General features: G+C 68.8%; 15 protein-coding genes and 1 pseudogene. 7 read left to right on the plus strand and 9 right to left on the minus strand.

The window, feature by feature from the left end:
- The 4 genes and pseudogenes from MKL01_RS29950 to MKL01_RS29965 all read right to left on the minus strand — a co-directional run.
- Positions 1 to 176 (minus strand): annotated as a pseudogene (locus MKL01_RS29950) (flagellar protein); the annotation flags it as partial.
- 452 nt (positions 177 to 628) lie between these two features.
- Positions 629 to 1,618 (minus strand): inorganic phosphate transporter, encoded by a 990-nt coding sequence (locus MKL01_RS29955; protein ID WP_243908827.1) that lies wholly within the window; start codon positions 1,616 to 1,618, stop codon positions 629 to 631.
- Between the two features lie 17 nt (positions 1,619 to 1,635).
- A complete protein-coding gene (locus MKL01_RS29960) occupies positions 1,636 to 2,277 on the minus strand; it encodes a DUF47 domain-containing protein (RefSeq protein ID WP_243908828.1) in 642 nt (213 codons plus the stop codon).
- Between the two features lie 219 nt (positions 2,278 to 2,496).
- On the minus strand, positions 2,497 to 3,045 hold the full coding sequence (locus MKL01_RS29965) for a GlcG/HbpS family heme-binding protein (protein ID WP_243908829.1): 549 nt from the start codon (positions 3,043 to 3,045) through the stop codon (positions 2,497 to 2,499).
- A gap of 921 nt (positions 3,046 to 3,966) precedes the next feature.
- Here MKL01_RS29965 and MKL01_RS29970 point away from each other — a divergent pair.
- Together MKL01_RS29970 and MKL01_RS29975 are read left to right on the plus strand one after the other, a co-directional pair.
- Positions 3,967 to 4,224, plus strand: a complete 258-nt coding sequence (locus tag MKL01_RS29970) for a hypothetical protein (protein ID WP_243908830.1) — start codon at positions 3,967 to 3,969, stop codon at positions 4,222 to 4,224.
- Positions 4,225 to 4,576: 352 nt separating this feature from the next.
- A complete protein-coding gene (locus MKL01_RS29975) occupies positions 4,577 to 5,680 on the plus strand; it encodes an SMP-30/gluconolactonase/LRE family protein (RefSeq protein ID WP_243908831.1) in 1,104 nt (367 codons plus the stop codon).
- Positions 5,681 to 6,203: 523 nt separating this feature from the next.
- On the opposite strand, the gene MKL01_RS29980 is transcribed toward MKL01_RS29975, so the two are convergent.
- Positions 6,204 to 6,572 carry a hypothetical protein gene (locus MKL01_RS29980; RefSeq protein WP_243908832.1) on the minus strand — a complete coding sequence of 123 codons (369 nt, stop codon included), beginning with the start codon at positions 6,570 to 6,572 and terminating at the stop codon, positions 6,204 to 6,206.
- 278 nt (positions 6,573 to 6,850) lie between these two features.
- On the opposite strand from MKL01_RS29980, the gene MKL01_RS29985 reads away from it, so the two are divergent.
- The 4 genes from MKL01_RS29985 to MKL01_RS30000 all read left to right on the plus strand — a co-directional run bounded on the left by MKL01_RS29985 (position 6,851) and on the right by MKL01_RS30000 (position 8,329).
- The gene (locus tag MKL01_RS29985; protein ID WP_243908833.1) at positions 6,851 to 6,994 is read left to right on the plus strand and encodes a hypothetical protein; all 144 of its coding nucleotides are present in this window, start codon (positions 6,851 to 6,853) and stop codon (positions 6,992 to 6,994) included.
- Positions 6,995 to 7,233: 239 nt separating this feature from the next.
- Positions 7,234 to 7,494, plus strand: a complete 261-nt coding sequence (locus tag MKL01_RS29990) for a hypothetical protein (RefSeq protein ID WP_243908834.1) — start codon at positions 7,234 to 7,236, stop codon at positions 7,492 to 7,494.
- Positions 7,495 to 7,691: 197 nt separating this feature from the next.
- Positions 7,692 to 7,874: a hypothetical protein gene (locus MKL01_RS29995; protein ID WP_243908835.1), complete on the plus strand. Its 183-nt coding sequence runs from the start codon at positions 7,692 to 7,694 to the stop codon at positions 7,872 to 7,874.
- 188 nt (positions 7,875 to 8,062) lie between these two features.
- A complete protein-coding gene (locus MKL01_RS30000; protein WP_243908836.1) occupies positions 8,063 to 8,329 on the plus strand; it encodes a hypothetical protein in 267 nt (88 codons plus the stop codon).
- Between the two features lie 198 nt (positions 8,330 to 8,527).
- Here the strand turns inward: MKL01_RS30000 and MKL01_RS30005 are convergent, their stop codons facing one another.
- The 4 genes from MKL01_RS30005 to MKL01_RS30020 all read right to left on the minus strand — a co-directional run bounded on the left by MKL01_RS30005 (position 8,528) and on the right by MKL01_RS30020 (position 10,135).
- Positions 8,528 to 8,923 carry a response regulator gene (locus MKL01_RS30005; protein WP_243908837.1) on the minus strand — a complete coding sequence of 132 codons (396 nt, stop codon included), beginning with the start codon at positions 8,921 to 8,923 and terminating at the stop codon, positions 8,528 to 8,530.
- A gap of 221 nt (positions 8,924 to 9,144) precedes the next feature.
- Positions 9,145 to 9,618 carry a hypothetical protein gene (locus MKL01_RS30010; protein ID WP_243908838.1) on the minus strand — a complete coding sequence of 158 codons (474 nt, stop codon included), beginning with the start codon at positions 9,616 to 9,618 and terminating at the stop codon, positions 9,145 to 9,147.
- 41 nt (positions 9,619 to 9,659) lie between these two features.
- Entirely contained in the window at positions 9,660 to 9,818 is a 159-nt protein-coding gene (locus MKL01_RS30015) for a hypothetical protein (protein WP_243908839.1), read from the minus strand.
- Positions 9,819 to 9,922: 104 nt separating this feature from the next.
- Positions 9,923 to 10,135: a hypothetical protein gene (locus MKL01_RS30020; protein WP_243908840.1), complete on the minus strand. Its 213-nt coding sequence runs from the start codon at positions 10,133 to 10,135 to the stop codon at positions 9,923 to 9,925.
- A gap of 1,112 nt (positions 10,136 to 11,247) precedes the next feature.
- On the opposite strand from MKL01_RS30020, the gene MKL01_RS30025 reads away from it, so the two are divergent.
- A partial coding sequence (locus MKL01_RS30025) for a PAS domain-containing protein (RefSeq protein ID WP_243908841.1) occupies positions 11,248 to 11,774 on the plus strand: 527 nt, incomplete at its 3' end.

Genomic DNA, 11,774 nt, shown 5'->3' on the forward strand with positions numbered 1-11,774 from the left:
CTGGTGGAGCGGCTGTCGAGGGCCTGGGAGGTGAAGAAGTTGGTCGGGTTGTCGAGGGCGGAGTTGACCGTCTTGCCGGTGGCGAGGCGGTTCTGGGTGGTCGCCATCAGGGTCGCGGTGTCCTGCAGCGAGAGCAGGTTCCGGCGCGTCGCGGACGACAGGGTGATGGACGACATCGTTCGATCTTTCTGATTGAAGCCGCCCGCTTTCTGGGCTTCTCATCAGAGACAATTCCGAATTGAGGGCAGATTAATATCGGCAAAAATCAATTGATGCCGAGCTATATCAGTTAATTATTATTATATCAATACATCATTCCGGTGTAGAAATGAGCGAAAGTCAATCCTGAGTTTGTTGGCCGCGCGGAGGGCAGCCGCTCTCAGTCCCGATATTCCATCTTCCAGAAGGATCGGCGCCCCGCATCGCTGAACCGGGAAGCCTCGATGATGGCGGGCACCACCATCGTGCGCCGGAGGCCGGACGTGGTCGCCTCGTCTGCCAGCAGCGACCCCAGTCTGCGGGGGCTGCCCGAGGCCTCGGGCTGAAGCCCGACGAGCTGTGCTTGGCCTGCAACGAGCGCGCTCGCGGGCCTCCGAGGCGCTCGGTCAGGGTCGCGTGAAGCGCAACCTTACGGCAGAGCGAGGCCGGCCACGCCGTAGACCAGTGCGGCCACCAGAGCCGCCGCCGGCATCGTGACCACCCAGGCGACCACGATACCCTGAGCCACGTTCCAGCGGACCGCCGAGACCCGCCGCGCCGCGCCGACACCGACGATCGCACCGGTGATCGTGTGGGTGGTCGAGACCGGGATCCCGAACGCCGTCGCGGCAAACAGGGTCAGGGCACCGCCCGTCTCGGCACAGAAGCCCTGCATGGGCGTCAGGCGCGTGATCTTCGAACCCATCGTGTGCACGATGCGCCAGCCGCCGAGCAGGGTGCCGAGCGCCATCGCGGACTGGCAGGACAGCACCACCCAGAGCGGCACATGGAACGCACCGTCACCCGCGCCATGGGCGTAGAGAAGCACCGCGATGATGCCCATGGTCTTCTGGGCGTCGTTGCCGCCGTGGCCGAGGGAGTAGAGCGAGGCCGAGACGAACTGCAGGTTCCGGAACAGCCCGTCCACGGCGGCTGGCGTGGAGCGCACGAAGGTCCACGAGACGCCCAGCACGAGCAGCAGCGCGAGCCCGAAACCCAGTGCCGGCGAGAGCACGATCGCGGCGCTCGTGGTGATGACGCCCGGCCAGACGATCGCGCCGAAACCGGCTTTGGCGACGCCGGCTCCGAGGAGGCCGCCGATGAGGGCGTGCGAGCTGGAGGACGGGATGCCGGCATACCAGGTGAGCAGGTTCCAGGTGATTGCACCGCCCAGCGCGCCCAGGATCACGCGGTCATCCACCACCGCGATGTCGATGATGCCGGACCCGACCGTCCCGGCGACGTGCAGGCCGAAGACCAGGAAGGCCACGAAGTTGAAGAACGCCGCCCAGAACACGGCGAAGCGCGGCGCCAGCACCCGGGTCGACACGATGGTGGCGATCGAGTTGGCGGCATCGTGCAGGCCGTTCAGGAAGTCGAAGAACAGGGCGACGGCGATGAGGGCGATCAGGAGCGTCACGCGTGCGGCTCCTCGGCTCAGACGTGTTCGACGACGATGCTGCTGATCTGGTTCGCCACATCCTCGAACCGATCCATGACCTTCTCCAGATGATCGTAGAGTTCGGACCCCACCAGGAAGGCCATGGGGTCCTGCCGCGAGACCTTGAACAGCGCCTTCAGCCCGCTGTTGTGCAGGTCGTCGGCGCGGCCCTCCAGCTGGATGACGCGCTCGGTCAGGGTGTTCAAGGCGGTCGCGTTCTCGTTCAGCGCTCGCAGCTTCGGAAGAGCCTCGGCGACCACGCTGGCGGCCTCCTGGATCACGCTGGCCATCTCACGCATCGCCGGCTCGAAGGCCGTCACCTCGAAGAGCTGCACCGCCTTGGCGGTCTTGAGCATCTGGTCGATGGCATCGTCGAGGGCGGTGACCAGGGCCTGGATGTCGCCGCGGTCGAAGGGCGTGATGAAGGTGCGGCGGACCGCCAGGAGCGCGTCCCGGGTAATCGCGTCGGCCTTGTCCTCGTGTGCCGCGATGGCCGCGCACGCCGCCGGAATGGCCTCCGTTCCGTCGAGGAGCGCCCTGAGCGCGGCCGCGCCGTCGACCAAGGTGGCGGCATGACGCTCGAAGAGGTCGAAGAACCGGTCCTCCTTCGGCATCAGCGCGCGAAACCAACCCAGCATGTGAGGTCCCGGTGTAGAGATGAGCCGACAACCGCGCTCGTTCTGGCGAACTACCACAACGGTGCGGAAGGCAGGCACGGGGATCGGTCGATGTAAGGGCGGAATGATATCCGGCCAGGGTTGACCGACCGATGGAGTCTGCCCGCAAGGCCGGGCGGCCCCATCGTCACGGAACGCCCGGCCTCGCGCAGAGCCTCGGCCAGAGGGGCGGTGTCGGGCCTACTTCAGCGCCTCCGCCCCCGCCTGGCAGATCAGCGCGTCCTGATCTCCGGTCCCCCCCGAGCAGCCGATCGCGCCGATGACCTTGCCGTCTGCCACCAGCGGAATGCCCCCAGGCGAGGCCGCCAGATCGGGGTCGAGGGTGCCGTAGTAGTTCGAACCCGCCGCATAGAAGTTGAAGAACACGCGGCTCTCGCGCCGCCAACGGGCGGCCGTGCGGGCCTTGTTCTGCGAGATGCGGATCGAGGCGAGCTGTGCGCCGTCGAGGCGGGCGAAGTGAACGAGTTCGCCGTGCGTGTCGACCACGGAGATGTTCATCGGCCAGCCGCGCTTCTTCGCTTCGGCCTCCGCGGCCGCCAGGATGGTCTTGGCCTGCTCGTAGGTGATCGGGGCGCCGTAGGGCAGGCCGAACGGGATCTTCTCGGGCGTCCCGCCGGCGGGGGCCTGTGGCGGCCCCGCGGGCTTGGGCGGTTCGGCTGTCTGCGCCAGAACGGGCGTTCCGATCAACGCAAGGCACAGGGCTGCGGCATGCGCGGTGTACGGCGTCATTGAGGACCTCCAGCGCATCGGCCTCTTCCGGACACCGCGCGTGACGTCAGACTAGGCCAAAGCCGGGACTGGACATCCACCCCGGCAATCACAATTCGAAACAGAGTCCGCGCTTCGTAGGGCGGCGTCATGCGAACAGCGGGACGGGCCGCATCCCGGCCACGCGCACATCCCGGGCGGGATCTCTGAAGTCGGACGGTGGGGAGGCCTCGGCTCATCCCAGGCGGCCCAAGGGTGTCATCGGCGCCGTCCGGTTCCTTCATGGCACCATTCCGTCTTGGCCGACGGTCCTGCGTGAGGCGGTGAGCGAGGCTGCAGAACGCAGGGAGGCGATCCGTGGACGTTGGACCGCGCCCTTGCGGTCTCGCCGCCGGGTGGTCGCGTCGCGCGCGACGGGCTCACCGTCGAGGTCTATATTCACCGGTTCGCCGGGGCGGATGAGGACTGGACACGGGGGGGCGTCGACCACGGGGGTGGCATCACTGGCGTGGACGGGCCTGTTTCGCGAGGCCGGCGAGTGCTATGAGGCCTTTGAGCGGGTCGCCTCAGAGGATGGCATTGCATCCTTCTCCGACAGCCAGATCGTCAGGCACGGACCGTGTCTGCCGTCTCGCAGCGGAGGTCTCAACGGCGAGGCGATCTCAGGGGTGAGCGAATGCGCAAGGGGCCATCGAAGCGCCGGCTACCCGACAGCCTGACCCAGCACCTGACGGATCCGAAGATCGTGGCCTTCCGGCCTCGAACGCGCCGGCGCAGCTCCCACAGAATGTCCGGATCCGCGGAGAAGAGTGCCGTCTCAGCCGTGACCCTGGTGGTCGTCGTGCTGGCCGGCGGCCATCTGTTGGGCGTCTGGTGACCCCCTCCCCCGCCCCGTGGAAGAGGCGCTGATGGCCGCACGATCACGAAGGGAGGGACGCCGCGATGTCGCCTAAGCTCACGAAGACGATCATCGGGGCGGTGGTCGCCATCGCCCTGGCGGCGGCTGTCTCCTACGGCCTCATCAGCCAGCAGACCGCCGACCAGATCCAGACCCAGGCGAACCAGACGCTGCAGAACGATCAAGGCTCGCTCGGGCCAGGATCGAACCAGCCCCCGCCCGCCCCATCGAACACGATCCCGCAGGCGCCCGGCCAGCCCGGTGCATCGCCCCAGCCGCCGGCGCCTGTTCCGCGTCAGTAGGAACGCACGCCGCCGCCGGGGCCATCGCCGTCGAGGCGGACCGACGGGGACCGGTGGTCGCAGCCAGCGCGCTGAAGACCGACAGGCTCGGCCGGACGCGACACTGAGCCTGCGCGGCGATCCCGTTGCCGCATCCCGGGACGGGATGAGCCAAGGGTCCGACAGCCGCGCGCGCGCCCGTTGCGGGCACTGACCGCGCTCACGCCGCGGTGGCGTCCGAGATCGCCCGACGCACCGGGCTGAGGCGCCACCGCCCGCGGCTGAGCGCACGGCAGCCCACCCGGCGGGAACACGGTCGGGATCTCAGGTCTTGCAGCGGGACATGCTGCCACCGCAACACGCGTGATCGCCTATGGCCCGTCTCCCGATCCTCGCCCTCCTGCTCGCCGGGTGCTTGACGTCCCTCGGCCGCGCGGCCGACGCCCAGGTCGGCCCCGACGCGCTCAAGCCGATGCTGCAATCGGACAGCCTGGTCTTCAACGGCTTCACGCGGACGCAGGACGGTCGGCTGTTCTCGCCGTTCCAGCGCCAGACGAAGGGCAAGGGCATCGAGCTCGGCGAATGGCGCGAGGGTAAGCCGGTCGCCTTCCCCGACGAGGCGTGGAACGCGTGGAAGCAGGGCGATGACCCGGCCAAGGCGTTCGTGGCGGTCAACGCCATCCGCATCGGTCCGGACGGCGATCTCTGGGTGGTCGACAAGGGCGCGCCCGGCATGGGCGAGGCGCCGCTGCCCGGTGGTCCCAAGCTCGTGCAGATCGATCTGGCAACCAACACCGTGCGCAAGGTCTACCCCCTGCAGGCGGCGACAACCGATCGGAGCTTCATCGACGACTTCCGCTTCAACGGCCGCCATGTCTACCTGACGGATGCCGGCCAACCGGGGCTGCTGGTGCTGGACCTCGACACGGGTGCCCTGAGGCGAGCCCTCGACGGGCACTGGTCGACCATCGCGCAGCGGCCGCTCACCGGTCAGGGTCGGGTGCTCCGCGATGACAAGGGCAAGCTGCTCTTCATCCACGCCGACCAGCTGGAAGTCTCCCCAGACGGCAAGACGTTCTACTATCAAGCCTGCACCGGCCCGCTCTACAGCATCGAGACCCGCTATCTGGATGATGCCGGCTTGAGCGACGCGGAGCGGGCCAAGCACGTGAAGCTGTTTGCGGCCACCGTGGCGACCGGCGGGACCGCGATCGACGCGGATGGGACGATCTACGCGAGCGACACGGACGGTCTGCGCATCCTCAAGATCACGCCGGACGGGAACGTCAGCACCCTCGTCGAGGACCCACGCCTGGTCTGGGTCGACGCCATGTGGATCGATGAGCAGGGCGGCCTCTGGATCCCGGCGGCGCAGATGAACCGCACGCCGACGATGAACGGAGGCGAGGCGTCGGCGGTGAAGTTTCCGACGGCGATCTATCGGCTCCAGATCGACGCGAAGCCGCTGCGCAACTGAACCATAACCAGGGCCGCCGCCCTGCAATCGCCTCGCGTCCGGCCCGGTCCAGAAGACCGGTCCGGTCAGAACCACCACAGGCGTCGGGACGAATCCATCGCGGCCCGCGTGATCGGCGCGTCGGCCTGTCCGGCGCGGGATCCGGCACCCGAAAAATGCCCGCCGCGGCGCTGGGCCGGGCGGGCTGCAGTCGGTCTCGGGCTGAGGTCGCAGGTAAGCGCATCGCGCGTCCGCGCGCCACAACATGCAGCAAACTCTGTCGCACGGAGCGCAAGAAGGCCCCGCGCCGAAGCGGCCGGAGGGGATCGCACGCGGGTCTCGGTGGAAGCGCGGGCGCGCAGGCGGCTCGCCGGATCTGCGCGCCGCACGGCGGCACGACGTCCTGACGCGCCTGAAGGCGGCCGGGATTCGCGCAGGACGATGCCCGCGCCGGCGAGCCGGGCGGGCCGACGAGGGTCGTGGTTCCGGAAACGAACCGGCCTGCGCCGGGGGCGAGGCCCGTTCCGCGGCCGTGTCTAGACCGTCACTTCCCGCCGCCGCTGCTGGTCGAGCCGACCCGCGACGGCTGGCCTTCGTTGCCGGCGGCGGCGCTGTCGGTCGCGATACCGTCCGCGGCGCGACCGGTTGGGGAGTAGGTCGCGGCCGGTGCATCGCCGGTCGATCCAGGCTGACGGGTGACGACGCCGGGTGCGCCGGGCGGCACGATCACGGTGGTGCCGGTCGGGCTCTCGATGACGGCCTGGGCAAAGGCCGGGGTCGCAAGGGCCGCGATGACGGCGGCTGCGAGTGCAGTCTTGAGCATGTTGATCTCCTGTCGGGATTGGTGCGGCAGGAAACTCCTGAAGCGTCTGGCAACCGGGATTGCGCGCAATCGATCCGGGGTTCGGTCCATGGCGGGACACCGATGTGTGCTCGCGCACGCTAGTCACAAACAGCAACAGGTGTTCCAGCTTGCTTCAATCCGCACGTCGCATCGGCGCGTCGCACGGATGGCGGCCGCCGTCGGTTGTCGCCGTCGGCCACCCAGGGCGGCGTGCGGTGATCGGACCGCGCCTTCGCCCAACTCGCCGAGCCTGGTGACGGGCATCACACTGCCGCCGCGTTCGGCGCGCCTCTTGGAGCCGGCGGCGGTGGTGGGCCGCCGTATTCACGCCGCCCGGAGTACCTCCGTTGCTCAACACCATCCTGGCGCTGGTTGCCGTCCTCGCCGTCATGATCGCCCACGCGCTCTACAAACTGGTGCGCCTTCCCTTTCGGCTCCTGCGCGGCCTGTTCCGGCGCAAGGCCCGGCCGGCCCGGCTCACCACGCCCTAACCCGGCTGCGCCATCCTGCCCTGGGCCGCCTCGCGCCTGGGCCGGCCGTACACGCACGGCATAGACCCCGCCGCCCCGCGACCGGGGAGCGCGGTGGGACCGGATTCCCGGCCTGCATGCCTGCCCCACTCACGCAGATGTGGCCGGTGTCCCGAACCCTCCGTTAAGCCGTCCGGCCCTACCTCGCCTCAACCGCAGGTGCGGTGTCTGTGCCGACACGGGCTCATCCGGAACACCCCATGAGAAAGCTGCTCGCGATCGCCGCGGCCCTGGTCGTATGGGCGGGCCCCGCGCTCGCCGGGGCCGATCAGCCGGCTCGGGACTGCGACCGGGACCCCGAGACCACGGGGGCGCTGCCCGCTGATCCCCGCAGCCTGTACATGCTCGGTGAGCGGCCGGTCAGGGCCGACCCGGACCCGCCGGAAGCCAGCTGGCAGGACGAGGCCCGGGCGAGTTCCGAACAGCGCAGACGCGATCTGCTCGATTGCGCGGTGGACTGACGCGCCGACTGCGCGGCCGCGGCTCTCACGGTCGGCTCCCGGCGACCTTCGAACGAACCGGAGTACGCGCGGGGCATCGCGGCGCCTGTATCAACACGTATAAATACGGAGTGATCTGCCGCTTATTACTGTGATCGCTTATACGATATTTCAGTCGCCGGCTTAGTGATTGACATGGTAGTTACGGACAATCGGCAATGGCTTTTACCAAAAACGTCCAGCTGATCGTAGAGCGGGCGACCACCGGCGGGTATTTGGTTAAGATCTTCAACGGCATCAACGCGGGCGACGCTTTATTTGCGTCGGACGATCTCAATGCAGTGTTGAGATTTGTTTCGGAAGTGATGCGGTCGCCGTCCCAGTATATGATCGAAGGGTAGCGGCTGCCCAGGCCGGCTGCCGATCCGCAGGCAGCGCCTTGTGCCGCGCGGTGGCGCGCTCAGCCGGCGACAGGTCGGTCCGGATCGGCTTCATCAAGCGCCAGCCCGAGACACCACCCTGCCGGCCGCGCGCTTGCCGAGGCCCGGCCGCACGGCTGACATCTCCCAGGCAACCCTGGGAGAGCCCCATGCTGAACATCGATCCGCTGATCGCCGTGGGCGTTGTCGCCGCCACCGCCGTCACGGATGCAGCCTACGTGTTCTTCAACGCCGCCGTGGCCGCTCGCCGGCGCATCCCGGCCGCGAACTGGAGCGCGTGCTGGTATCTGCTCTCCGCGTTCGCCGTGATCAGCTACACGGAGAACGCGGTCTACGTGGCCTTCGCCGCCGTCGGGTCGTGGCTGGGTGCCTTCGCGTCCGTCACCTGGCTCGTGCGGCCCACCCCGCCGCCGTAGTGCCTGGGGATCGGGGCTGGTCCTGCGCAACCGAGCTTGACCTTGGGCGTTGGGACAGCAAAACCGTATCGGCATCCCGACAGGATCTTCCCATGCTGCTGCTCGCGTCCCTCGTGGCGGGCACGTTCGTCCTCGCCACATCGTTCTCGCTCTTGGCCGCGCTGACGGACTAGCGCGTGGCCTGCGCGGGCGGTCGGCTCAAGGGCCGATCCCCCGCGCCGCCAGAACGACACGGAGGGCTTCGGCAAGCCCCTCCGGCGCGAACGGCTTGCGCAGGAACCGTGCCCCCATGGGCATCTGCTCCGCGCCCGGCCATTCCACCCCCGATACGATCAGGATGGCGAGCTCGGGCCAGCGTGCCGCGACAGCCTTGGCCAGGGTGAAGCCGCTCAGGGGCTCGCCGGCCAAGTCCGCGTCCGCGACCATGGCGACCAGTTCGGGCCGGGCTGCCAGATGCGCCTGGGCGGCCTCGACGGTCGAGGCCTCGGCAACCTCGAAGCCCGCCTCGCGCAGGGCCGCGGCGGCCTCCATGAGCTGGATGGGGTTGTCCTCGACAACCAACACGGCGAGCCGCGGCGCAAAGGCGTCTGCCATTCTGGCTCTCCACACGACCGGTGCCGCACCAACGCAACGGGCCCCGATTGCGTCCCGCCCGACTGACCCGGCACGGGATAGCTGCCTGTCGCCGGCGGCCCGCTCCGGACATTGGGCTCTGGCTGCGCCCGGCCGATCCGGCCGGGTATCCATCCAGCAGACCTTGCCGCCGGGCGAGACCGTGCGGCGCGCATCTGGCGAAAACGCCAGATGTTCGGCCCTTACCCTTTGAGCTGCTTGTTGCAGGCCGAGTAGTAACCGCCGCCCTTCTGGATCCACTTGGCGTCGCCCAGCGTGCCCGCAGCCTTGGCCGCGTTGTAGCTGTCGAGGCAGGTGTGCATCCTGGCCTTGCCGGCCGACTCCTTGGCGTACTTTGGATCAACGGCCCGGGGATAGGCGGCCGACCCGGACGAGGCCGCCGGGGCCGGTGCCGCCCGCGATGCCGTCGTGGTCGGCGCCGGCGCAGCGGGTGCGGCGGATGGTGCGACCGGGTTTGCGACGGTGCTGGTCGAGGCATCCGCGGCGGTGCCGCACTCGGCCTTGCGGAAGTCGTTCCACTTCTGGCCGTTGAGCGTGCCGGCCTGCTTGGCGGCTTGGTATTTCGCCGAGCACTCCTTGCTCGACAGTGCTGCGGCTGGGGTGGCGACGGCGGCTGCGCCAGCGACCAGCAGCGTGAGGGAGATAAGGCGGCTCATGATCGAGTCTCCAGGGCTTGGTAGGCTCACGAATATATAGATTAGAGCTGCATAGGCCGATCAAAAGCGGAGCTGACGCCTTTGTGTGTGTAGATCGAGCCGTTGAACGCAGGCTGGATCACGACGGGATCGGGCGTCTCGGCGTCGCGCAGCTGCCGGGCTTCGTGGATCGCCTCGGACGACAGCCCAGGGTCGGCCACGGTAGGGGCAACCTCACGCCCGGGACGCCTTGGCCGGGGAGCTGCGTGAGGGTCGGCGCATGCGGGGGGCAGGACACCGCGGGGCGCCGGCCCACGGCCCGTTGTTACAGGCGATGCGACGCGATCCAGCTGGGGGCCAGAACGTCCCCGGCCTCCGTGATGATCCAGGGCTGTGCCTCCCCCGTGTCGAGCGCTTGGGCCGCGGCGGCCAGCGCCGCGCGCAGGGTCGGGAAGCGGCGGCCTGGCGCGGTGTGGGACGGGGTGCGGCTGGACCACAGGGTGAGTTCGGCCGGCTTGTTGAGATCGGACAGGGTCATGGGTGCGCTCCGCTCGGTGAGAGCGAGGCCTGTGCTGCGCATGTCAGGGACGGGCTATGGCCTGCAGGCGAAGGCGCCCGGCCTACCGCGCGGTCATGGAGGCGCGCGGCCTACAGGAGATGGGTGTAACCTGCTGCAACCTCAAGCCGTCCTGGGCTTGGGCCGGGCTACGACGATCTCGACAGTCTGGCCGGTGAGGGGGTTGAGGATCAGCATGGCGGCCAGTCTCCGGTGGATCTACCGGTAGAACGTCGGCCCATGGCGGGGAGATCAATCCGTCCCGTGCAATTGCGCACAGTCGGTTGTCCAGTCGCGGCAACCGGTGGAGCGGGGCAGGCCTGAAGCGGCTGGGCTCGGCTGTCCAGGCTGTGACCACGCACCGAATTTTCGTCGAAACGTGGTGGTGGCGCCGAGGGGGTTCGGACCCCGACCCCAAAGATGGCTCAGCTGGCTCAAAACTGCGGAGCAACGCTTTGGCCTTCGGTTTGAGGGCGATGTCCGCGGCTGGCGTGCCGTGATCACTGCATGGGGCAGGCGTGGATTCATCCGGAGGACGCCGGGCCGGCCGGGGACATCGGCGAGCCCATGGATCCTGGTCGTTCGGCCGCCGCGGGATCGGTCGATCCTGAGGGCTGAACGGGCGATCACCGCCCATTGCGCGTCCCAACGCCGGAACAGGGCCGCCATCGCGGCCGCTCGGCCGCAGCGGCGGCCTCGAATCGCACCCTCACACGGCGCGCGGAAGCCCGGTTCGGTCCAGACCCTACGGGCGATCTTTCATCGATCGACACAACTTCTGGATAATAAACACGGAGGCTACGCCCCGGCACGCGGTGCGTATGCGAGATCACGGCGCCGCGCTGCGCCTCGCACGCCAGCAGCCCATCGATGTCAGGCACGATGAGGGACTGTCACGGCCGGCCGGGATCGAAGCCTGTCCTTGGCCGACGGCCGGAGGGACGGAGCAAGCATTGCTCTCAGACCCGAACCAACCGCCTCAATGATGCGTGTATACCAGGAAAATAACCACTTTGAGGGAACCGACTTGCGCGCAACCAGTTTGTGCGTCGCTGCCGACCGCGCAGTGACGACACGAAGGGACGAGGCGGGCGGTGACGGCGGGCGTCGACAGGCATGAGCTCCGGCAGATCATCGCCGGCCTGAGCGAGGGCGTGATCCTGGTCGAGCCCGACCAGACCATCGCGTACGCCAACGCGGCTGCCCTCGCCATGCACGGCGCCGAGAGCCTGGACGAGCTCGGCCAGACCGTGGACGCCTATCGCGAGCGCTTCGCCCTGCGCTACCGCAACCACGTCACCCCCAACCACTACCCGATCGAGCGCGTCGTGGCCGGCGAGGAGTTCCACGACGTCGTGGTCGAGGTCCGGCGCGCCGACGCGCCGGAGGCCGATTTCGTCCACGGCCTGCGCAGCCTCGTGGCGACCGACTGCGACGGCAACCCGAGCTGCAGGGCGCTGATCCCCAAGGAAGTCACCCGCCAGTTCGAAGCCGAGGGGGCCTGCGACGGGGCCTTCAACGCAAACCCGGCGCGCCCGGGGATCACCCGTCGGGCCGCCCAGCCGCCCGCCGAAGGCAAGGGCGGATGGCAGAAGAGGGGCGTCGCGGGGAAGAGGCGTCC

Source organism: Methylobacterium sp. J-070, assembly GCF_022829385.1.
Lineage (GTDB): Bacteria > Pseudomonadota > Alphaproteobacteria > Rhizobiales > Beijerinckiaceae > Methylobacterium.

Excerpts from the sequence above, each read along its gene's own strand:
- MKL01_RS30000 (WP_243908836.1), top strand. The coding sequence starts at position 8,063 with ATGCTGAACATCGATCCGCTGATCGCCGTGGGCGTTGTCGCCGCCACC.
- MKL01_RS29990 (WP_243908834.1), top strand. The coding sequence starts at position 7,234 with ATGAGAAAGCTGCTCGCGATCGCCGCGGCCCTGGTCGTATGGGCGGGC.
- MKL01_RS30005 (WP_243908837.1), bottom strand. The coding sequence starts at position 8,923 with ATGGCAGACGCCTTTGCGCCGCGGCTCGCCGTGTTGGTTGTCGAGGAC.
- MKL01_RS30020 (WP_243908840.1), bottom strand. The coding sequence starts at position 10,135 with ATGACCCTGTCCGATCTCAACAAGCCGGCCGAACTCACCCTGTGGTCC.
- MKL01_RS29975 (WP_243908831.1), top strand. The coding sequence starts at position 4,577 with ATGGCCCGTCTCCCGATCCTCGCCCTCCTGCTCGCCGGGTGCTTGACG.
- MKL01_RS29995 (WP_243908835.1), top strand. The coding sequence starts at position 7,692 with ATGGCTTTTACCAAAAACGTCCAGCTGATCGTAGAGCGGGCGACCACC.
- MKL01_RS29980 (WP_243908832.1), bottom strand. The coding sequence starts at position 6,572 with ATGGACCGAACCCCGGATCGATTGCGCGCAATCCCGGTTGCCAGACGC.
- MKL01_RS30010 (WP_243908838.1), bottom strand. The coding sequence starts at position 9,618 with ATGAGCCGCCTTATCTCCCTCACGCTGCTGGTCGCTGGCGCAGCCGCC.
- MKL01_RS29970 (WP_243908830.1), top strand. The coding sequence starts at position 3,967 with ATGTCGCCTAAGCTCACGAAGACGATCATCGGGGCGGTGGTCGCCATC.
- MKL01_RS29960 (WP_243908828.1), bottom strand. The coding sequence starts at position 2,277 with ATGCTGGGTTGGTTTCGCGCGCTGATGCCGAAGGAGGACCGGTTCTTC.
- MKL01_RS29965 (WP_243908829.1), bottom strand. The coding sequence starts at position 3,045 with ATGACGCCGTACACCGCGCATGCCGCAGCCCTGTGCCTTGCGTTGATC.